Origin of the sequence: Rhodococcus sp. OAS809, from assembly GCF_040546695.1 — a bacterium.
GTDB classification, from domain to species: domain Bacteria; phylum Actinomycetota; class Actinomycetes; order Mycobacteriales; family Mycobacteriaceae; genus Rhodococcus_F; species Rhodococcus_F qingshengii.
Map to the genome: position 1 here is coordinate 2,675,514 of NZ_JBEPOI010000002.1, position 19,673 is coordinate 2,695,186.

The following is a 19,673-nucleotide window of genomic DNA, read 5'->3' on the forward strand; positions in this document are numbered from 1 at the left end:
GAGGCGGACGGAAGGCATTTACAGGCGCTCTACACACGTTCAGCTCGATGAAGCATTCCGGCCGAACCGAAGAGCCATCACCTGCAGCAGGTCAGGAACCGCCCGAAATGGGCGAAGCAGGACGAAACACTCACACAACAAGGACGAAGCTCGCCGCCACCCTGCCAACCGTGACTCGTACGGTTGAAATGTAGACGTCAGTGACTGCGCTGACGCTTACCGACCTCGTCGGTCCCCTGAATTGTGTGGCCGTCGAGGTCGTCTCATGTCTATACCCAAACTGAAAGTGGTCAGCCCTCAACCCTCGTCGGAGGAGATGCCGTCGCCAGACCCTCCAGAAGGATTGCCAGACCGCGCTCGAGTTCGTCCTGCCCGTCGTAGTGAGCCATGATCGTAGCCATCGACCGCAGTCTCGGAAACTCGGCAAGCGCAAGCCGATGCAGACCGAGCCGCAAGAGGTCGTCCGTCTCCTCGGGATTTTCGACTATTTCCTGAAGCTCGTTGAGAATGTGCCCGTTGAGGAAGCCGAACACTGCTCGGTAGATGTGTAATGCGTCTTCAGGAGTGAAACCGGCCCGTATCAGCAGTTCGAGAATCGCTTCGACGTAGCGCAACGTCCCGGGAGGACGCAATCCGAGCGGGGTGGACAGCGGCCGAGTGACCAGCAAAGGAACCACGTTGGGGTGCGCGAGCGCGAGGCGGCGATACCCGTACGCAACTGCGTGCAGCTGCCCCCTCCAGTCGCGATCGGACGGGTCGACGACCAGTTGTTCGAGCACGGTCTCGACGACCCCGTCCAGCAGGGCCGCCTTGTTGGCCGCGTACCTGTAGAGAGTCATCGGATTTCTGTCGAGCGCTTTGCCCAGTCGGCGCATGGAGAGGCCGTCGGCACCTTCCTCGTCGATGATCGCCAACGCCGTCGAGAGTACGAGCGCCCTGGTGAGGGGCTCCTCGCGGTCCGCGGCGGGAATCAAACCCTTAGTGCGATCTGGCGAGTGTCCGGTCATCCACAAAACATACATCGTATGCCTACGCGTTGACAGAACAGTACGGCTGGTTTACTATTCGGATACGCCCTATGCATACAACGTATACACACATCGTATACCCGGAATGTCCGGATTTACGTGGGCGCTCATCGATACGTCCCGGCGCCGGAGTCGGCGCGGACGTACGGACTCACTTTCGTCGCATGAGTCCCTTCTTCAAAGGATCGAAGATGAACAGAACATGACAGCACCCACCGCAACACGACGCTCGCGGTTCTTTCAATTCTCGGGTATTGCAACGATTTCCGTTTTCTCCGTCGGCATTCTCGTCTTGCCGGCCGGCACTGCCGGCGCGGAAGCGACTGCTGTCGGACTCGGCACCGCTGAGCCCTTTGCAGTCCTTGCCGGAGCAGGAATCACCAACACCGGACCGACAACCCTCGGCGGCGATATCGGCACGTATCCGACTCCAACCATCACCGGTGTATCGGACCTGACGATTACCGGCACCAATCATGGTGGCGACGCGGTATCGCAGGGAGCGAAACCCGACGTGTTGACTGCCTACAACACTCTTGCCGGTCAGGGACCCACACAACCGACGGGAGCCGACTTGACCGGTCGGACACTGGTTTCGGGTGTCTACAACTCCGGTTCGTCGATCGCATTGTCGGGAACCGTCACCCTCGACGCGCAAGGTGACCCCGATGCAGTCTTCGTCTTCCAAGCGGGATCAACGCTGATCACATCGTCGTCCAGCACCGTTGCACTGATCAACGGAACGCAGGCGTGCAATGTTTTCTGGCAGGTTGGAAGTTCCGCCACCCTGGGTACAAACTCCGTCTTCCGAGGAAACCTGTTGGCGCTGACAGACATTACTGCAACAACCGAGGCAACCGTCGAGGGTCGACTGTTGGCGATCAATGGCGCGGTCACTCTCGATACGAACACCGTTACGATCCCGACCTGTGCGCCTCCTGTCACGACCACGACTCCGACCACTACGACGACTACGGTCCCGCCTGACACCGCGACGACTACCACCACGACTGTGGTCCCGCCGGTGGTGACTACAACCACGACGGTCGTCCCGCCGGAGGTGACTACAACCACGACGGTCGTCCCGCCGGAGGTGACTACAACCACGACTGGTACACCGGTGGAAGCGACGACCACCACACCAGGGCCGAACGGCACGACTACAACCACTGTGGACGTACCGCCGATCATCACGACCAGCCGAAACATTCCGTCCATACCCGAGATTCCCGGTCTCCCACCACTGCCGGGAATACCTCCCACCGTTCCGGGGACGGTAACCGTCCCGTCTCGGGTGCCGACGACGTCAGCTTCTCGAACGGGTGCCCCGACCACTCAACCGGTAGGCCCGGGATCCCCGAATGTTCGAGCCCCTCAGGTGCAGCAGGTACCACGAGGGTCGGTCGACACCGGTGACGGAAGCACACAATCCCAACGCGGCGGACAGTCCAGTGGAGGGTGGATCGCCCTGCTCGTCGGCTTCTTCAGCGTCGTGGCTATGTCGGCCCTCGTCATCCGTCGGACGAGTCGATAGATGAAAGACGAAAACTCCGTGATGGCTCCGCGAACTCGCCGAGCCATCACGGCTCTCGCCCTTACTGTTTCAGTACTCGTAACGGTGGTCGGATGCGCCGGTGGACAATCCGACAGCGGAAATTCACAACCAATCTCGTCGCCTCGACAAGACACCACATCCGCGCCGCGCGCCACTGACTCTGCACTGCCCGAAAGGGCGCCGGTAACTGCTGACCACCGCCCCGCGCGCCTCGAAATCCCGTCCATCGGCGTCGACACCGACATCATCGATCTCGGACTCGATACCGATGGAGCGCTCGAGGTCCCACCGGATGGGAAGGACGCAGGGTGGTACACCGGCGCTCCCGCCCCCGGTGAGGTCGGACCGGCAATCATCGCCGGCCACGTCGACTGGCAAGGCACCGACGGGGTCTTCTTCGATCTGCGGAATCTCGAAACAGGAGCCGACATCATCGTCACCCGCGAAGACGGAAGTCGCGCAGTGTTCACCGCTACCAGTGTCGAACACTTCCCCAAAGAGGACTTTCCCACCGACGTCGTATATGGCGACATCGACCACCCCGGACTCCGGATCATCACGTGCGGTGGATCCTTCGACGAAACCGCACGCAGTTACAACGACAACATCATCGCATTCGCAGACCTGGCCTAACCGCCTGAGACGCCGCAGCACACCACTTCGAAAGTCCGCACGAACCGTTGGAGAGCAATGACCGTATTCCACTTTCCCGTGCTCGAGAAGTTTCGATGACAGACACCGACGACATTCGAGCGAGCGCCGAAGCAGGTGTCGACGCTCCTGCATGGCGGGATCGGAAGCGTTACTGGTGGCCGTTGGGATTGCTGATCCCGCTGAGTCCCTTCCTGTCCTGGCTGCTGGTCGAATATTTGCACCTCGGCCTGTTCTGGGCGACCGGTGCCTGGATCCTGATTCTCGTCATCCCGATCGTCGACGTCGCAGTCGGCGCAGATGGCCGCAGCCCACCGGACAACGTGATCGCGGCATTGCAGGACGACCGCTACTACCGATGGTGTACCTACCTGTTCGTGCCACTTCAATACGCTGGCCTCGTCTTCGCCGCATGGTGTTGGGCGCACGCCCCGATGGCAACCGGAGAGAAGATCGCACTGGCGATGACCGTCGGCGTCGTTGCAGGCGTCGGTATCAATGCCGCACACGAACTAGGCCACAAGAGCAGCCGCCTCGAGCGGCGGTTGGCGAAAATTGTGCTCGCTCAATCGTTCTACGGGCACTTCTACATCGAGCACAATCACGGTCACCACGTCAACGTTGCGACGCCGCGCGATCCCGCCAGTGCTCGTTTCGGGGAATCGTTCTGGATATTCTTGCCCCGCAGCATATTCGGAGGTCTGAAATCGGGCTGGCGGATCGAATCAGCACGCCTGCGCCGGCAGGGTTCACCCGCACTGTCGCCTCGAAACAACATCGTGCAGGCATGGTCGCTGAGCGCCGCACTGTTCGGGACGTTGATCACCTTATTCGGTTGGCAGATACTGCCCTGGCTGCTCCTGCAAGCCTTGGCCGGGATCACGTTCCTCGAGGCCGCAAACTACCTCGAACACTACGGATTGCTCCGTGCGCGAAGACAAGACGGCAGCTTTGTCAAAGCCCGGCCCGAAGACAGTTGGAACAGTGATCATCTCCTGTCCAATTTGTTCCTGTACCAATTACAACGACACAGTGACCATCACGCGAATCCGCGTCTGCGCTACCAATCTCTGCGCAGCGCTCCAACCGCTCCGCAACTCCCTGCCGGATACGCGGTGATGATCGTCTGCGCTGCCGTACCACCACTGTGGCGGCGGATGATGGATCACCGTGTCCTCGGCTACTACAACGGCAACGTCGAGCTCATTCACACCAAGGCGACGATATGAATGACAATGCCCGAGACGACGACCACAGCGACGGGCACTACACGGCCACCGGGCCGACCAAACACGCCAGAGCTGCGTACCAGCCGGCGCGCACCCGGCTCAGACGAGCCGCACCGAGCCTAGACGTCGTCGCTGCCGCGGAGTACCTGTTGACCCAGCCCGACGCATACCTCTATCGCCGCCGATACCTCGACCTGATCACTCAAACCCCCGGGCCCGACGGAACATCGATCACCGACTACGCCGCAGCTGAACGCTACCTACTTGTCACCGCTACCGCGCACCGCAGAACTCATAGTGAGGTTCGTCCATTGCCGGCACCCGGCGATTTCTGTGAAGTGGTCACCGCAGTGTTTGATGCCAGAGAGTGACAACAGCCTGACGAATTCGGGAGCGCAGCATTTGTCATTTGCCATCACAGCTTTGATTCGCGCTCGCCAATGTCATCGAGGATCAAGAACTCGATCTTCGCTCGCTCCCCGTCCGCATCGAAGTCGTTGTCGCGGTCTGAGACACGCGTGATCAGTTCCGTCAGTGCCGCATGGATCGTCGTGTACAGAAATGCACGCGGGTCGGGCACCCCCATCACGTCGTCAGTGTTCATCTGTACCTGCGCCGTAGCGGTACGCCTGCCCAGAAATACACGCGGAAGCCGGATCCCGGTCGGATCGGTCACCACGGAGATGTCGCCACCAACGACAACAAACAGATCGAAGTCGTACTGCATCGCGATACCCCTCAGCCGGTGTCTGAGCCGAGTCAACTCCTCGATGAAGTCAAGCGGCACCGACGGTCCACCGAATACTGTCCTGAACGTGACCCCGCGAGTCATCGATCTGCCCCCTTTACGAATCATCCATTTCAGGATCGAGGGCCATACCCTCTGTGTCCCCCACGCCAAGTGCTCGGGCATATCGACCGGCATACCGCTCCAGTGCGACTGCTGAATCGGCCTCACCTTCCCATTGATCCGGAATCGCGGTGCCGTCACACGTTGTTCGCGACACTTGCGCCTCGGAGAACTCGACAGCGGTCCGGGTGAAGGAACACCGCACAAAACTCGTGGCCGCCGAGAATCGTGCGCCGCCGAAAGTGCACTCCACGAATGAGGTATCGGCGAACTGCGCACCAGTCAGGTCTGTGTCGTCGAATGCGCATCGTTCGAACACAGTATTGGGCACGGAGCGGAGCCCGCGTGCTTTGGCTCCAGTGAAATCGCAATCGACGACCCTCGGTCCGAGCGCCAGACGAGAGAGCGTCGCACCCCGGAAACTGCACCGTTCGAATCGGCGATTGAAACGGGGCTGTCCGGTCAGTGCCACGAAATCGAAACGGCAGTCGAATAATTCGGATTCGAAGACGGAGATCGGACCCCGAGCGAAACTCAGATCAATCCGTTCCAACGTGAGATACCGGATGTCCAATCCAGCGCTACCCGCTGTCAGGCCACGCACATCGATCAGCCCGTCATCGGTCTCCGCCCATGGGGAGACGAGAGTGTGGGGCGGCTTGACGATCCGCGACTGATCGAGCAGCTGCGCCCGTAAATTATCGACGCCCTCATCTGACCAACGTCGACGTAGGGAGGTGATCGCGGACCGGTTCACGGGCTCAATAGTATCGGCAAGATCCCCATTGATTGGCCGTGGCTGCCCGAGAAGCGAACCACCACACATCAGTACTTCGGTAGGAATCACTTCTCGGAGCGCGCAAAACAGCCGGACCGTGAAATGCACGGCCCGGCTGCAGCGCTCACGCGCACGAAGTGGAACTCGGAGTCAACTGGGGTACTGAAACCGGTCGTGTACGAGCCGTTGACTCATCCCCGGATCAGTATCGAATTATCAACTCTCACAAGTTGATCACGTCGCCCACAAGGATCTGATCGGGATTGACGATCTGCGGATTCATGTCCCACACCTGCTGCCAGGTGAGACCTCGTTCTGTCGCGAGGTCGAACAATGTATCACCGGCTGCAACGACTACCTCTGAGCCGGGCGCTGGAGTCTCCGACTCCGGAATGCTTTCTACCGGTGCAGATTCGGATGTCTCAGAGTAGACAACGGGAGCAGGCGCCGGTTCCGGTGCAAATTCGGGTGCTACGTCCTGTGCCGGCGCGGGCGCGGGAGCAATACTCGACCCGGTATCGCACGCCCCGATCGAACTCAGGAAGGACATGGGATCGACGGCGCCTCCACTGTGAATGCGGAGATGCAGATGTGGGCCGGTGGAGCTACCGGTGTTACCCGTTGCCCCGATCTCGTCGCCTACCTCGACGTGTTGCCCCACACCGACCCATGTTTCGGAGAGGTGGCCCATCTGAATCTGCTCGCCACTGTCCGCTTCCAACTGGATGTACGTTCCATATCCACCCGGATCATTGGGTCCGGCAACAGAAATCGTGCCCGATGTGGGCGCGTGGAGCGCGGTGCCGACGTTGACAGCGAAGTCGACTCCGTCATGTCCCGCGTGGTAACCCTGCGAAAGTGATCCGCTTACCGGCCACTCCCAATTGCAACTCGCCGACCAGCCCTGCGCACCGGCGGTACCTGCATTGGCTACTGCTCCGGCCCCCACAAGGGCGCCCAGTCCCGCAGTTACGGCGATGAATCGTTTTGTGCTGGAAGGCTTGTGTTTTCTGTGCTTACTCATGTTTTCCTTGACTGATGTGCTCGGAGCAGGTGCAGGCTCTACCCGCAGACAGCACTCAATACGTGCTGAGCTACTCGGTGTATCGCACCAAGACTCCGTTGGAGTGAGATGTTCGGATCGCGCCATGGAGAGAGGTACGGTGACCGCTCTCGAACGCGAGCGCGCGCATAGACCCGCAGGTCTGCATCTCCTGGTGACAGCACAGGAGATACGGGTTCTACATCGAGGCAGTGCCTGAATCGATCGTTGATCGAGGACTACGAATGCCGGAACAAACCGAAGGCTTCTCATTCGAAGATCGACAGGGTGGGTGTCTACCCGGATGGTCGGAAAGGGGGTGGAACATGGAGATCCTTGCGTTGCGGATGAGGAATCACCTCATACGCTGTCGCTTCACGACGCTCCACACCACGGTTGAATTACCTGGGTACATACCTGTTTTTGCGCATTCGACCCGACCGGTCGATATCAGGCGCGCCTTCGGTAGATGGCATCTGTTCGAACAATCGCCAGTGCCCCATGTCACTTCTGGAGACGATACCGCGTCTTGGTCACCTGGCGCGTCAGCGTTACCGAGATGGGACATACAGGTGGCATCGCTCCTACAAGCCGAACGGGAGACCAGTGCACGTTCCCGGCATCGGAAACGCGTGCTGATCTCCCGTTCGGCGATCTGTTGCCTAGTGGATCTACTGCTGAGTCGAAGCTACTTTCTCGGCTGCGTGGTGAGCGGCAATGTATCCGTAAACCAGCCCCTGGCCGATCGTTGCACCGGCGCCCGGGTAGGTGTGACCGAATGCGTTGGCCGCAGTATTGCCGATCGCATACAGGCCGTCGATCACGCTGCCGTCCTCACGAAGCACGCGTGCATGCTCGTCCGCCTGCACACCGCCGCAGGTGCCGAGGTCGCTGAGCGTCATCTTCACCGCGTAGAGGGCACTCGTGTCGAGCTTCCTCAAGTTCGGGTTCGGGGACACTGTCGGGTCGCCGTAGTACCGATCGTATGCACTTCCGCCGCGACCAAATTCCGCATCGCTACCGGCAGCAGCGGCCTCGTTGAACTTCTCGAAGGACTCGGCAAAAGCCTCCTCGGGAAGACCGACCTTGCGGGCAAGTTCGACCGGACTGCTCGCCTTGTGCGCGATGCCGGAGTCGAAGAATGCCTGCGGAAGCGGCTGACGAGGGAAGATACCGCCTGCGAACACGTAGCTGTTGCGGTACTCCTGGTCGAAAACAAACCACATCGACTCGGCCGGATCTCCGGCCTTTTCCCGTTCGAGCACGCGCTGGCCGAACGACATGTAGTCCGTCGCCTCGTTCACGAATCGACGACCGGTCTGGTCGACGATGAACGAGCCTGGCAGCGCACGCTCTGCGAGCATCACCATCGGCGGGCGGCCCTTGATGCTTGCCACCGCCGGGAACCACCACGACTGATCCATCGATCCGATACCTGCGCCGAGCTCTTGTGCTGCCTCGATCGCTTCGCCGGTGTTGCCCTCTGCGCCCAGGCTCTCGTGCTCACCGAGGCTCTCCGACTGGTACTTGTGGCGCCACTCCATGTTGTGGTCGAACCCGCCGGCTGCCAGAACGACACCACGCCGAGCCGTCACCGTCACTTCACGTCCGTCTTGCACTACAACTGCACCCGTTACGCGGCCATCTTCGGTGATGAGCCGAACCAACGACGTTTCCGTCCACACCGGGATACCGGCCTGGACCACACCTGCGAACAGGCCGGCGGCGAGCGCCTGACCGCCTGCGATGTATTCACGCTTGAGTACGTACTTGCCGTAAACGCCCTGCGCCAGGCGGCGGATGATGCGAGGGAAAGCCTTGCTCGGCTTCTTCACCATCAGGTTCATCCACTTGTAGTCCGCACCTGTCACCGGCATCGGCAGTCCGGCTTCCATCAAACCGGGCCGCAGGCGACCGCGTTCCGCGCCGAGTACCGACGCGTCGAACGGCAGGCACTCGCAGGTACGTCCGGCGGCGCTACCTCCCGGCAGTTCGGGGTGGTAATCGGAGTATTCCTTGGCCCAGAAGAACTTCATGGGCGTCGTGCGGTAAAGCATGTCGACGGTGGCCGCACCGTTGTCGACGAATGCCTCCCCACGTTGGGCAGGGGCAGTATCACCGACCACCGAACGCACGTATGTCTTCGCGCGCTCGACGGTGTCGCCCGCACCGGCTTTCGCCAAGATCGGGTTGGCAGGCATCCAGAACGCTCCACCGGACCGCGCCGTCGAACCGCCAACGTACTGCGTCTTCTCCACGATCAGCGTGGACAAGCCGAGCTCGTTCGCGGTGAGGGCGGCAGCCATGCCGGTACCGGACCCGATCACCAGTAGATCGACAACGATGTCCTTGGCTTGTGTCGCGGGGGGTGCCTGATTCTTCGCCATTGAACAAATCCCTTCACGTGGTTATCGACGTAGAACGCTAAGGCAGTCGCGGCGCAGAAGGTTCCGGATGCCCAGTCAGCGGGACATTGCGAGTGGATTGGCGAAGAACGGCTCCTGCCACGGGTCGGGCGTTGTGCCCGCCCCAGCAGAATCGCGGCTTGCCTTCTTCGATGTCTACGCTGCTCACGTGAGGACAAATCCCAGCTTCGGCATCGTCGACGAAACGCTCGGCGCCCTTGTACGCGGCATGCTTCCCCGCCTACGCCACGTCTTCGAGCAGCACCAGGCTCTTCACCGTCTGGCCGTCGAAGCGATTGTCAACGTCTGACAGACTCGTGCGGTTTGCATTTCATGGACGGGTACTGGCCGGCAGTTCGCTTCAACGGCGACGATGGCGTCGTCGAGGTGACTGTCGAATCCTGACCGCGATCCTCGTCTCGGGCTGTCGGCTGATGTTCCTCGGCACTGATGAAGAATAATCATCTACATGAAATGGAACACCCCTACAGAGACCGGCTGGTTCGTCAACCTCGCCGAAGGTGGTTCGGCCGTATCGATATTCGATCCGTCGGGGAACGTTCAAGGCGAACTGATTCCCGCATCCGACGACGGATCTGAGAGCGTTGCCGGCGGGCGGAAGAGGAAATCGTCAACAGCCGAGCAGGATCGATCCAGGCTCACATTCCGTAAAGGCCGACCTGCATCACTTCGATTGTCCGACGGAACGATCGGGACCCTGATCGACCAGAAGCCCAAGGCCATGCGCCGCAAGAACAAGCTGTGCGAAGTCGATATCGCGGGCAGAACATACCTCTTCGTTCATTCATCGGGCCGAAAGGCAACAGCCCGGCGTGACGGAATCGCATTGGCACACATGGAACGTGGCCGATGGTCCGCTAGAAGCACCGTCGCCAGAAGAACCCTCACGGCAACGGACGCCCTTGACGAATGTGTCCTGACACTGTTTCAGAAGGTAGTGACACCTGGACGTACCGGCGCCTTCGATCAGGTACTGACCGACCTCAGCAACATATGACGTACGCCATATTCGGTGGATCTCAACCGCACTCGAGATACTGACTTTCAACTCTCAGGTCCACGGACATGCCTTGGACACAATGAGTTTCACATCTCGGAGCGGAAGGCTGAAACCAGATCATGGTCAATGTCGACGCTTTGAACACGCTCGCCCAGCGATTGTCGCCAGGTGCGATGATCACAGATCCAGATCTACTCCAGTCCTATCGGCAGGACTGGAGTTTCGATCCCGCAGCCGGAACACCGGTTGCCGTAGTACGTGCTTCGACGACGGCAGAGGCGGTTCGACGGACGGCATCTGAGGCCGCCACATGTAGCGAATAGCGACGAGTACCTGAATTCTCCTGTGCAACCGGATATGGTGAGGCTGTCGTCTTCAATGCGGCGATGCAAGAAGGGAAGCTACGACCAAAACGTTACGTCGGGGAAGACAAGCAAATCACCTGGACATGGCTGGAGGCCTCCGTGATGAATCTCGTTCGCCGACTGAGCGTCTGCACATCCGTCGTAATCGCTTCTACTCTGACGTCGGTAGCGCTCGCATCCGCCGCGGTGACCATTCCATTCCAGATCAACCCTGCGCCGTACGGCAACCCGAACGGCAGCTTCGACGCGCCGGCCGTCCGCTGCGTAGCTGTCGTCGGTGAACAACCCGGCACGGTGACGATCACCGGAGGCAAGGAAGGCCGGTGGGGATGCCTGCTCTCGTCCGAAGTGCGCTGGCTGAACCTTTCGACCGGGGCCTCCGGCTTGGCTCGGCTCTCGGACGGTCTCAACGGAGTCCCAGCAGAGGCGATCGTGCAGACCGGGACCGGTCAAGTCGCTATTGCCGTGCTGTCTGTGGCCGGATCCATCATCACCCCAGGTGTCACATCGTTCTACGTGCCGTAGCACCAGACTCCGCATCACCGGCACCGTGGGACCTAAGGTCCTGTTTACCGACCCGTCATCCCGGTTAGCCTGAAAAAGACGCTACCGAGAGGACACTCATGACCTCGTCAGTGCACGAAACGATCGCCGTGGATCTGGATTTGATCGACCTGTACAAGGACCTCCACAGCCATCCGGAACTGGGGTTTCACGAGCAACGAACATCCAGTCTGGTGGAAAGACATTTAACAGCACTTGGATTCGACACCACCACCGGTGTCGGGACTACCGGAGTCGTCGGAGTCCTGAAGAACGGAGCGGGCCCCACAGCGCTGCTGCGTGCGGATATGGACGCCCTCCCGGTTCGGGAAGAAACCGGATTGGACTACGCCAGTACCGTGACAACGACCGACGATCAGGGAAAGACCGTCTCGGTCAGCCACGCGTGCGGGCATGACCTGCATACGACCTGCTTACTCGGTGCGGCCCGGATCCTCTCTCAGGATACGACGACCTGGTCTGGCACTCTTGTCCTCGTCTTCCAACCGGCTGAGGAACTTGGCGCGGGTGCGCAAGCCATGGTCGACGACGGACTGTTCGAGCGATTCCCGAGGCCCGACATCGTTCTCGGACAACATGTATCGCCGCTACCGGCAGGCACGATCGCCGGGCACGCCGGCCCCTCGTATGCGGGATCGGACTCACTTCGTGTGAGACTGGTCGGAAAGGGCGCCCACGGATCTATGCCGGAGAACTCGGTCGATCCCGTGGTCATGGCAGCCGAAACCGTGTTGCGTTTGCAAACTGTCATCTCACGCGAGGTCCCGAGTACTGCCACAGCTGTCCTCACCGTCGGCTCCATCCATGCTGGAGATGCCGCCAACGTCATTCCCGGCGAAGCAGAACTGCAACTCAACATCCGCAGCTACGACGCAGGTGTGCGTCAGCGCATCCTGGACAGCGTCGACCGCATCGTCCGGGGCGAAGCGGCCACCGCCGGTGCACCCACCCCACCGACCATCACCGAGACGGAGCACTTTCCGATCGTCGTCAATGATCCGGCAGCGCTGGACAAGACACTCGATGCGTTTGCCGAATGGTTGGGGACGAACAAGATTCTCGATCCCGGTGCGGGAGCAGGTAGTGAAGACGTCGGCATTCTCGCGACCAGTGCCGTTGCGCCACTGTCGTACTGGCTGTTGGGCGGTACCGACCCTTCACTGTTCACGACAGGTGACATGACTGATCCGGCTTTGCGAACCGTGCCGTCGAACCACTCTCCGCACTACGCTCCCGTGATCGAGCCGACCCTGACCATCGGTGTGAACGCCTTGGTCGTCGCGGCCAGGACGTGGCTCCCAACTCCCTAGAGTGTTGCGGGTCCGCAATCGATCGATCGTCCATGCGATCAAGGCTGCAAACGCGTAGGCGCCGCCGAGAATACTTGCAGCGCCCCACCCTGCCGCGTCGAAAACCATAGTGGTGGAAACCGCCCCAGCCGCGCTGCCCAACGAATAGAACACCATGTAACTACCGATGATCTGCCCCGACGATTCCGGTGTGTTCGCGACGATCAGATTCTGGCTCGTGACATGAACAGCCTGCACGGCGAAGTCCAACGCAACAACACCGACAACGAGTAACACCAGCGAGTGCGTCGCCTGCGCGTTGAATACCCACGACAGCAAGAGAACGACCAACGACGCCCCGGTGACGCGTTGCGCTTTGCCTTGATCGGCCCACCGACCGGCACCGACCGCGCCCAATGCTCCGACCAATCCTGCGATTCCGAAGAGCCCGATCTGTGTGGTCGACAACCGCCATGGTTCCTCACTCAACGGCAGGGCCATTCCGCTCCACAAAGCACCAAAGGACGCGAAAAGGAACAAGGCGATCAGGGCCCGGGTGCGAAACAGTCGGTTCGTAAGCGTCAACGTCACGACAGACCCCATTGCACGCACGTACGAACGCCTATCGGGTTGCAAACGAGGATCTTTCGGCAGCATCGTCAGCGCGACGGCCGCGACCAGTACCGAAATGAAAGTGGATCCCGCGTAGACCGCCCGCCAGCCTGCCAGATCCGCAACTGCGCCGGCGACAGTCCGAGCGAGGATGATGCCGACGACAACGCCGCTGGTGATGACACCGATGTTTGCGCCCCGCTCGTCCGGGTCACTGATTGCCGCACCATAGGCAACTATGACTTGAACAACTACCGAGAACGTGCCTGCGACCGCCATCCCGATCAACAGCTGCAGATTCGTGGTGGCCAGAGCAACAAGCATCGTTCCCGTTGCAGCAGCGACGATCTGGATTGCGATCAATTTCTTTCGATTCACGAGATCGCTCAATGGCACCAACACGATCAACCCCACCACATAACCGAGTTGGGCGAGTGCGACTACGAAACCGAGGCCGGCCGGAGGAATGGAAAGATCCGAGCCTATTTGCCCGAGGAGCGGCTGTGCGTAGTAGATGTTGGCTACCGAGACCCCGCAGAGCACTGCGAGCAATAGGCGAAGTCCGCGAGACATTTTCAACTTGCCCCGCGCGTTCTCGACAGCATGACGTGCAGTCACTTCCACCTCAACTTGGTTGCGTTTTGATACCATTTGGAGGTTACGTCAATACAGTTTCAAAACGCAACCAATGAGGAACTCGATGCCGGATCGCGCACAATGGACGGACCCGCACTGCCCGACGGCCCGAGCGGCCGACATCATCGGCGACAGATGGTCGCTGCTGATCGTGCGTGACGCCTTCGACGGGTCATCGAGATTCAGTCAGTTTCAACGAAACCTGGGCATCGCAAAGAACATTCTCACGGACAGGCTCAAAGTCCTTGTCGAGCAGGGAATCTTCGAAGTCCAACCGAACGCGCAAGGTACCCGCAACGAGTACATCCTGACCGAACGCGGTATGGATCTGTTCATCGTGATCATTAGCCTGCGACAGTGGGGAGAGCGCCACGCCTTCGATGACGGTGAGCCACACTCGATCTTGATCGACGACACCACGGGCGATCCGGTTCCCAGGCTTCGACTGATCAACACACGGAATATCGACCTGGACCCTACAAGTACACATGTGGAGAAGGTCGAGGAAGGTTGACCCGCAACTCGCCAGATTGACAGATGGGCGCACATGATTCGAAGTACGCGCATACTCCGACCATGACTGTCGATCTCGAGTTCTCCTGGCCGCAGTTTCTCTGGATTGCATTCATCTTCGTCGGCGTGCCCGCAACTATCGGCGCGAGCATCATCTGGACAATCTGGCGTTCGGAACGAACTGGCGTGGAGCACTCCACGACCGCCCTCGACGCCGGGCGCACGGGATCGGGCCCACTCGGACTGTGGCGTACCGGCCTGTTGGCCTTTGCGCTGGGCCTTCTGTCTTGTGTGGGCTGGCTCAGCTGGTCAGCCGACTACAAAGGCGGATTCCGCGGCCCCGGCCTGCCTGCCCCGACGCAGTTTCCTCCCTGGCAGGTGTTTGCCTGCGGATTAACGGTGATCCTCGCGTGTTTCGTTTCCGCACATCGGTCGCGATGGATGAAGGCAGGCGGCCTGACTGCAGCTGCCGGCACGGCTGCGGGATTCACCACAGCATTCAGTATCGACGCCAGTACTGATGTCACCGGACAGGCAGGCGTGGGCGTCGCACTGTCCACGATCGGATGGGGCCTCACCCTTACCGCACTGATGTTTCTGCGCGGCAAGTGGTCGCGACGAGGATGAATCATTACCGGATCATCCATACTCCGAGTAAAGAATTCGATAAGCGGACCTAACACGTTTTGAAATTCATTAAGAAGAAAATCGATTCCAGATACAGGATCGCCTGATTGCCGAACCTCCACGAGATCCTCGAAAAATATGAGACAGAAGCCTTATCGCTTCCGTGCCAACCCTTTGACGCATGCGGATCATAATATTCTTCGAACATCACGCGGAAGTGCACACAAGTCTGTGACTCACGGCATTATCCGATTTATCACGGGAAATCGTGATAAATCATCACCGTCTCTGAACTGCAACAACGCCTTAAGTTACAGATTCAACTAGTTCCAAACCATAGGGTTTCTTCCTTTTTCTCGGCGTCTCGATTCCGTAATGCTTGACATCGAATTGTCTTTCGTTCTCAATGAGCGATGTCAACTGACGATGATGCATCTCAGTGCATCAACGCAGTAATTCCGCTATCGAATCCAGTGAAGGGACCAGCCGCGAAATGACGGTTGCCGAGAGCTTGAAAGATAGGAATCTGTACTCCAACCTCAGGCGTGCTGCTGATTTGAGCAACCCATTCTGGGATCGCGCAGTCAGTGAGGGTCTGGCCGATATCACCGCCGATCGCGTCGCAGGTTTCGAACACCGGACGATCCAAGGATACGAATTCGAGAACTTCTCCACGTACTCGTATCTGGGGCTCGACACCGACGACCGAATTCGTTCGGGTGCGATCGCCGCTCTCGAGCGCGAACGAACGTTGAACAGTTCCATCTCGCGGATGAGAGTCCACTCCAGCCTTCTCGACGACACAGAGGCCGCGTTGAGCGAACTGCTTGACGCACATGTGCTCACCCTCGGATCCGCTGCAAACGCTGCGTGGAGCTTGCTCCCCCTCGTCGCGTCCGGGTTGCTCACCGGCGGTGAACCTCCCCTCATGGTGTTCGACAAGAACGCACACTTCTGCCTCAATGCCATGAAGGCGAGCGTCGCCGACGAAACGACGATCGTGACCATTCGGCACGACGACGTCGATGAACTCGAAAGTCTTTGCCGAACAAATTCTCAGGTGGCATACGTGGCGGACACCGTCTACAGCACAGGCGGGAAGGCGCCCCTGAACGAACTGTTTGCATTACAGGCCAAATACGGACTGATTCTCGTTCTCGACGAGGCGCACAGCACCTCGGTCATCGGACACAACGGGCGTGGCGCGGTCCTGGATCTCATCGGCAGCCTCAATGATCGAACATTCTTGCTGACATCACTGAACAAGGGATTCGGTGCTTCCGGCGGTGCGATCGCACTCGGCCGGAACGGGGGCAGTCGAAATCGTGATCTCGCACTTCGCTACGGCGGCCCGTTGACGTGGTCGCAGCGTGTGAACGTAGCCGGGCTGGGTGCTATTGCGGCGTCCGTGGAGCTCCACCGCAGCGGAGAGGTCGACAAGCGGCAGCGGCAACTCCGCACGGTTGTCGAACTGTTCGATTCGCTCGTCGACACGCCGGCATCGGGCGATGGACTCCCGATCCGCTTCGTCACGCTCCACGAGGAAGAACAAACCATCACCGCAGCACAGAAACTGCTGGCTAGCGGTTTCTACACATCGGCGGTCTTCTTCCCTGTCATCGGCCGGGGCAAAGCCGGGCTGAGACTGATGCTTCGGGCGGACCTTCCACATGCAACGATCGAGCGCTTCGCCGACGTCCTACGAAGTGTCACGGAATGAGCGACGACCGCACTGTCGCAGTGACACCGCTGGCTTGTGCCGTCGTGTTGACAGCACAAATGGCCACGACCATCTACCTCCCTTCACTGCCGAAGATCGCGACGGATCTGGGCATCGAAGATTCCGTGGTGAAGTGGTCGGTGACACTCTTCGTGATCAGTGCCGCACTTCCGGTGGTCGTGTGGGGGCGGTTGGCAGATCGACTCGGACGCAGGACGGCACTGTTGTCCAGCTTGGTATTGTTCGTGATCGCCTGCATTGCATTGGCTTTGGTCCAGAGCGCCGCCGTACTACTGATCGGCCGGATCGTTCAAGGCATCGGAGCAGGAGGTGCGGCCATCATCGTGCGAATGATGGTGAAGGACAAGTTCACCGGTTCGGAGTTGGCTAGCCGCTTGTCGCTGTTGTCGATGGCATTTGTGGTGGCACTGGGCGGTGGCCAACTGATCGGCGGCGCTCTTGCGTCGTTCACCTCGTGGCGAACCGGCTTCGGCGTGCTCGGAGTACTCGGAGCAGCACTCGCTGCGGTGGCACTGAGGACCGAGAACACCACAGTCCGCGACAACAACGAACGCATTGTTCGGTGGAATGCCATAGTCCTGACACCCCAGTTCTACAAACCAGCCATTGCGGGGGGCCTGGGTTTCGGCGCGATAGTCCTTGTGCAGCAATCGAGCCCCTTCCTGTTCAGCGATCGATTCGACTTGCAACCGTGGGCATTCGGAGCCTTCGGAATCCTCTACGGAACCGCCTACTTCAGCGGCGCGCTTTACGTCAATCGAAGGGCCACAACCGTCGGTTCAGAGAAGTTGATGCGTCGAGGTGCGCTGTGCATGCTGCTTGCCGGCCTCGTCCTCATGCTCTGCTGGTATCCCCCACTCGGTTCCACGCCGTTGCTCGCGGTCTTCCTGCTCGGATACATCGCACTGACATTTGGGCAATCGCTTCTCTTCCCGAACTCGGCAGCATCAGCAGTGACGCATTTTGCTGAAGGCGGAGCCATCGCCGTCGCGTACTGCGGACTCGTACAGCAGGGAATTGCCGGCATCGCCTCTGTAGTCGGACCTCTCGCATCCGATGAACGCGTGTGGTCGGCAATCGTCGCACTGATCACTGCAGCAGCGACTGCGCTCGTATTCTCCCTCCGCACAGCTTCCTCCGAACCGACAGTAGGTACGTCCCATGCCCGTCATTGAACGCACCGCACAACTCGACCCCGGTACCCGCGAGCAAAACTTACTGGCATACAAGGAAATTCGCGAGCGAGTTGCGGACGCGCAACACTTGTCCGTTCACGGGGCACCCGAGCGGTCGGTCGCCAAGCACCGGGCTCGCGGCAAATTGCCCGCTCGCGAACGCATCGATGCTCTTCTCGACGTGCAGTCCCCGTTCTTCGAGATCGGACAACTGGCCGGATTCGAGGTGTACGACGAGCAACTCCCGTCGGCTGGTCTGGTCACGGGCGTAGGGCTCATCCGCGGCTCACTCTGCGCCATCTTCGCGAACGACGCCACCGTCAAGGGCGGCACCTACTACCCGCTGACCGTCAAGAAGCAACTGCGATTGCAATCCGTCGCTCGTCGGCTGAGGCTGCCGTGTGTCTATCTCGTCGATTCCGGAGGTGTTTTCCTTCCGATGCAGGACGAGATCTTCCCCGACGAGCACCATTTCGGCGAGATGTTCAAGAACATCGCCGAAATGTCGGCAGACGGCATCGTTCAGATCGCAGCAGTCATGGGTTCCTGCACGGCTGGAGGTGCATACATCCCAGCGATGTGCGACGAGACCGTCATCGTCCGCGGTACCGGCACCGTCTATCTGGGCGGCCCTCAGTTGGTCAAGGCTGCAACCGGTGTCGACGTCGAACCGCAAGAGCTCGGCGGCGCCGACGTGCACGGGGTGATCAGCGGCGTCGTCGATCACATCGCCAACGACGACATCGAGGCTCTGAGCATGATCGCCGACATCGTCGCCCGCGGTGATCGACGGGAGGTACGGGCGCCGTCACGATCTCCGCGACCACCTCTTCACTCCCCCGAGCAGCTCGACACGGTGATCCCGGCTTCCTCGAAAACCCCGATCGTCGCGCGCGACGTTCTGGCCCACCTGCTCGATGCCAGCGAATTAGTCGAGTACCGAGCGAATTACGGCCGAACCATCGTCTGCGGGACCGGCCACATCGAGGGGTACACCGTCGGGGTCATCATGAACGACGGTGTGCTCTTTTCGGAGGACTCCCTGAAGGCCGCGAACTTCGTCGAACTGTGCTCACAACGAGACATCCCATTGTTGTTCCTGCACAACGTCAACGGATTCATGGTCGGGAAGCAGTACGAGGCGGAAGGTATCGCCAAACACGGCGCGAAACTGGTCAATGCCGTTGCCTGCGCCAGGGTTCCCAAGCTCAGCATCGTCATCGGCGGAAGCTACGGGGCGGGAAACCTCGCGATGTGCGGACGCTCGATAGGTCCTGACTTCATGGCCGTGTGGCCGAACGCGAAGACCACCGTGGTCCGTTCCGAGCAAGCAGCGTCGGTGATGGCATTGATGAAGATCGAATCTGCGCGCACACGCGGAACTCCGCTCACGGAAGAGGAAATCGAGGAAATCAAACGGCCGATACGCGAAGGTTACGACCGGCAGGGCGAGTCGGTGTACGTCGCATCCAGGCTATGGGTTGACGCGATCGTCGACCCGGTCGACACGCGATCCTGGGTTTCACTCGCGCTGTCCATGCTTCCCCGCAATCACGGAACAACGCGCTTCGGCGTCTTCAGGATGTGAGAAC

Annotated in this window: 18 protein-coding genes and 1 pseudogene; 13 read left to right on the forward strand and 6 right to left on the reverse strand. The window is 60.0% G+C overall.

What is annotated here, in order from left to right:
* Nucleotides 1–290: 290 nt before the first annotated feature.
* Nucleotides 291–1,007, reverse strand: a complete 717-nt coding sequence (locus ABIE52_RS15535; protein ID WP_042452349.1) for a TetR/AcrR family transcriptional regulator C-terminal domain-containing protein — start codon at nucleotides 1,005–1,007, stop codon at nucleotides 291–293.
* A 223-nt stretch (nucleotides 1,008–1,230) separates the two neighbouring features.
* Here ABIE52_RS15535 and ABIE52_RS15540 point away from each other — a divergent pair, with 223 nt between their 5' ends.
* From ABIE52_RS15540 to ABIE52_RS15555, 4 genes are all read left to right on the forward strand, one after another.
* Nucleotides 1,231–2,562 carry an ice-binding family protein gene (locus ABIE52_RS15540; RefSeq protein ID WP_192712035.1) on the forward strand — a complete coding sequence of 444 codons (1,332 nt, stop codon included), beginning with the start codon at nucleotides 1,231–1,233 and terminating at the stop codon, nucleotides 2,560–2,562.
* Nucleotides 2,563–3,216 (forward strand): class F sortase, encoded by a 654-nt coding sequence (locus ABIE52_RS15545; RefSeq protein ID WP_007726493.1) that lies wholly within the window; start codon nucleotides 2,563–2,565, stop codon nucleotides 3,214–3,216.
* A 95-nt stretch (nucleotides 3,217–3,311) separates the two neighbouring features.
* Entirely contained in the window at nucleotides 3,312–4,463 is a 1,152-nt protein-coding gene (locus ABIE52_RS15550) for an alkane 1-monooxygenase (RefSeq protein WP_063315140.1), read from the forward strand.
* A complete protein-coding gene (locus ABIE52_RS15555; RefSeq protein WP_065352038.1) occupies nucleotides 4,460–4,834 on the forward strand; it encodes a hypothetical protein in 375 nt (124 codons plus the stop codon). The genes ABIE52_RS15550 and ABIE52_RS15555 overlap by 4 nt, the downstream gene beginning before the upstream one ends.
* Before the next feature lie 44 nt (nucleotides 4,835–4,878).
* Here ABIE52_RS15555 and ABIE52_RS15560 read toward each other — a convergent pair whose 3' ends face one another.
* The 4 genes from ABIE52_RS15560 to ABIE52_RS15575 all read right to left on the reverse strand — a co-directional run bounded on the left by ABIE52_RS15560 (nucleotide 4,879) and on the right by ABIE52_RS15575 (nucleotide 9,520).
* On the reverse strand, nucleotides 4,879–5,190 hold the full coding sequence (locus tag ABIE52_RS15560) for a hypothetical protein (RefSeq protein WP_242692652.1): 312 nt from the start codon (nucleotides 5,188–5,190) through the stop codon (nucleotides 4,879–4,881).
* A gap of 118 nt (nucleotides 5,191–5,308) precedes the next feature.
* A complete protein-coding gene (locus ABIE52_RS15565; protein WP_064443221.1) occupies nucleotides 5,309–6,070 on the reverse strand; it encodes a pentapeptide repeat-containing protein in 762 nt (253 codons plus the stop codon).
* Between the two features lie 244 nt (nucleotides 6,071–6,314).
* Entirely contained in the window at nucleotides 6,315–7,115 is an 801-nt protein-coding gene (locus tag ABIE52_RS15570; protein WP_238704690.1) for a M23 family metallopeptidase, read from the reverse strand.
* Between the two features lie 689 nt (nucleotides 7,116–7,804).
* Nucleotides 7,805–9,520 carry a 3-ketosteroid-delta-1-dehydrogenase gene (locus ABIE52_RS15575; protein ID WP_003943733.1) on the reverse strand — a complete coding sequence of 572 codons (1,716 nt, stop codon included), beginning with the start codon at nucleotides 9,518–9,520 and terminating at the stop codon, nucleotides 7,805–7,807.
* A gap of 187 nt (nucleotides 9,521–9,707) precedes the next feature.
* On the opposite strand from ABIE52_RS15575, the gene ABIE52_RS15580 reads away from it, so the two are divergent.
* The 4 genes from ABIE52_RS15580 to ABIE52_RS15595 all read left to right on the forward strand — a co-directional run bounded on the left by ABIE52_RS15580 (nucleotide 9,708) and on the right by ABIE52_RS15595 (nucleotide 12,798).
* Nucleotides 9,708–9,848 carry a hypothetical protein gene (locus ABIE52_RS15580; RefSeq protein ID WP_181991937.1) on the forward strand — a complete coding sequence of 47 codons (141 nt, stop codon included), beginning with the start codon at nucleotides 9,708–9,710 and terminating at the stop codon, nucleotides 9,846–9,848.
* Nucleotides 9,849–10,007: 159 nt separating this feature from the next.
* The gene (locus tag ABIE52_RS15585) at nucleotides 10,008–10,556 is read left to right on the forward strand and encodes a hypothetical protein (protein ID WP_064443219.1); all 549 of its coding nucleotides are present in this window, start codon (nucleotides 10,008–10,010) and stop codon (nucleotides 10,554–10,556) included.
* 470 nt (nucleotides 10,557–11,026) lie between these two features.
* Nucleotides 11,027–11,449 (forward strand): hypothetical protein, encoded by a 423-nt coding sequence (locus ABIE52_RS15590; RefSeq protein WP_118602969.1) that lies wholly within the window; start codon nucleotides 11,027–11,029, stop codon nucleotides 11,447–11,449.
* A gap of 98 nt (nucleotides 11,450–11,547) precedes the next feature.
* Entirely contained in the window at nucleotides 11,548–12,798 is a 1,251-nt protein-coding gene (locus ABIE52_RS15595; RefSeq protein WP_118602938.1) for an amidohydrolase, read from the forward strand.
* Nucleotides 12,799–12,864: 66 nt separating this feature from the next.
* Here ABIE52_RS15595 and ABIE52_RS15600 read toward each other — a convergent pair.
* Nucleotides 12,865–14,040 (reverse strand): annotated as a pseudogene (locus ABIE52_RS15600) (MFS transporter); the annotation flags it as partial.
* A gap of 49 nt (nucleotides 14,041–14,089) precedes the next feature.
* Here ABIE52_RS15600 and ABIE52_RS15605 point away from each other — a divergent pair.
* From ABIE52_RS15605 to ABIE52_RS15625, 5 genes are all read left to right on the forward strand, one after another.
* Nucleotides 14,090–14,539, forward strand: coding sequence for a winged helix-turn-helix transcriptional regulator (locus ABIE52_RS15605; RefSeq protein WP_007726458.1), 450 nt, complete (start codon nucleotides 14,090–14,092; stop codon nucleotides 14,537–14,539).
* 23 nt (nucleotides 14,540–14,562) lie between these two features.
* Nucleotides 14,563–15,165, forward strand: coding sequence for a hypothetical protein (locus ABIE52_RS15610; RefSeq protein WP_192712034.1), 603 nt, complete (start codon nucleotides 14,563–14,565; stop codon nucleotides 15,163–15,165).
* 493 nt (nucleotides 15,166–15,658) lie between these two features.
* Nucleotides 15,659–16,885 (forward strand): aminotransferase class I/II-fold pyridoxal phosphate-dependent enzyme, encoded by a 1,227-nt coding sequence (locus ABIE52_RS15615; RefSeq protein ID WP_007726454.1) that lies wholly within the window; start codon nucleotides 15,659–15,661, stop codon nucleotides 16,883–16,885.
* Nucleotides 16,882–18,081 (forward strand): MFS transporter, encoded by a 1,200-nt coding sequence (locus ABIE52_RS15620; RefSeq protein WP_192712033.1) that lies wholly within the window; start codon nucleotides 16,882–16,884, stop codon nucleotides 18,079–18,081. The genes ABIE52_RS15615 and ABIE52_RS15620 overlap by 4 nt, the downstream gene beginning before the upstream one ends.
* On the forward strand, nucleotides 18,068–19,669 hold the full coding sequence (locus ABIE52_RS15625; protein WP_192712032.1) for a carboxyl transferase domain-containing protein: 1,602 nt from the start codon (nucleotides 18,068–18,070) through the stop codon (nucleotides 19,667–19,669). Before ABIE52_RS15620 ends, ABIE52_RS15625 begins: the two co-directional genes overlap by 14 nt.
* Nucleotides 19,670–19,673 lie beyond the last annotated feature (4 nt).

Coding starts and splice junctions, on each gene's coding strand:
- ABIE52_RS15535 (WP_042452349.1), bottom strand. CDS start 1,007: ATGACCGGACACTCGCCAGATCGCACTAAGGGTTTGATTCCCGCCGCG.
- ABIE52_RS15540 (WP_192712035.1), top strand. CDS start 1,231: ATGACAGCACCCACCGCAACACGACGCTCGCGGTTCTTTCAATTCTCG.
- ABIE52_RS15545 (WP_007726493.1), top strand. CDS start 2,563: ATGAAAGACGAAAACTCCGTGATGGCTCCGCGAACTCGCCGAGCCATC.
- ABIE52_RS15550 (WP_063315140.1), top strand. CDS start 3,312: ATGACAGACACCGACGACATTCGAGCGAGCGCCGAAGCAGGTGTCGAC.
- ABIE52_RS15555 (WP_065352038.1), top strand. CDS start 4,460: ATGAATGACAATGCCCGAGACGACGACCACAGCGACGGGCACTACACG.
- ABIE52_RS15560 (WP_242692652.1), bottom strand. CDS start 5,190: ATGCAGTACGACTTCGATCTGTTTGTTGTCGTTGGTGGCGACATCTCC.
- ABIE52_RS15570 (WP_238704690.1), bottom strand. CDS start 7,115: ATGAGTAAGCACAGAAAACACAAGCCTTCCAGCACAAAACGATTCATC.
- ABIE52_RS15575 (WP_003943733.1), bottom strand. CDS start 9,520: ATGGCGAAGAATCAGGCACCCCCCGCGACACAAGCCAAGGACATCGTT.
- ABIE52_RS15585 (WP_064443219.1), top strand. CDS start 10,008: ATGAAATGGAACACCCCTACAGAGACCGGCTGGTTCGTCAACCTCGCC.
- ABIE52_RS15590 (WP_118602969.1), top strand. CDS start 11,027: ATGAATCTCGTTCGCCGACTGAGCGTCTGCACATCCGTCGTAATCGCT.
- ABIE52_RS15595 (WP_118602938.1), top strand. CDS start 11,548: ATGACCTCGTCAGTGCACGAAACGATCGCCGTGGATCTGGATTTGATC.
- ABIE52_RS15605 (WP_007726458.1), top strand. CDS start 14,090: ATGCCGGATCGCGCACAATGGACGGACCCGCACTGCCCGACGGCCCGA.
- ABIE52_RS15610 (WP_192712034.1), top strand. CDS start 14,563: ATGGGCGCACATGATTCGAAGTACGCGCATACTCCGACCATGACTGTC.
- ABIE52_RS15615 (WP_007726454.1), top strand. CDS start 15,659: ATGACGGTTGCCGAGAGCTTGAAAGATAGGAATCTGTACTCCAACCTC.
- ABIE52_RS15620 (WP_192712033.1), top strand. CDS start 16,882: ATGAGCGACGACCGCACTGTCGCAGTGACACCGCTGGCTTGTGCCGTC.
- ABIE52_RS15625 (WP_192712032.1), top strand. CDS start 18,068: ATGCCCGTCATTGAACGCACCGCACAACTCGACCCCGGTACCCGCGAG.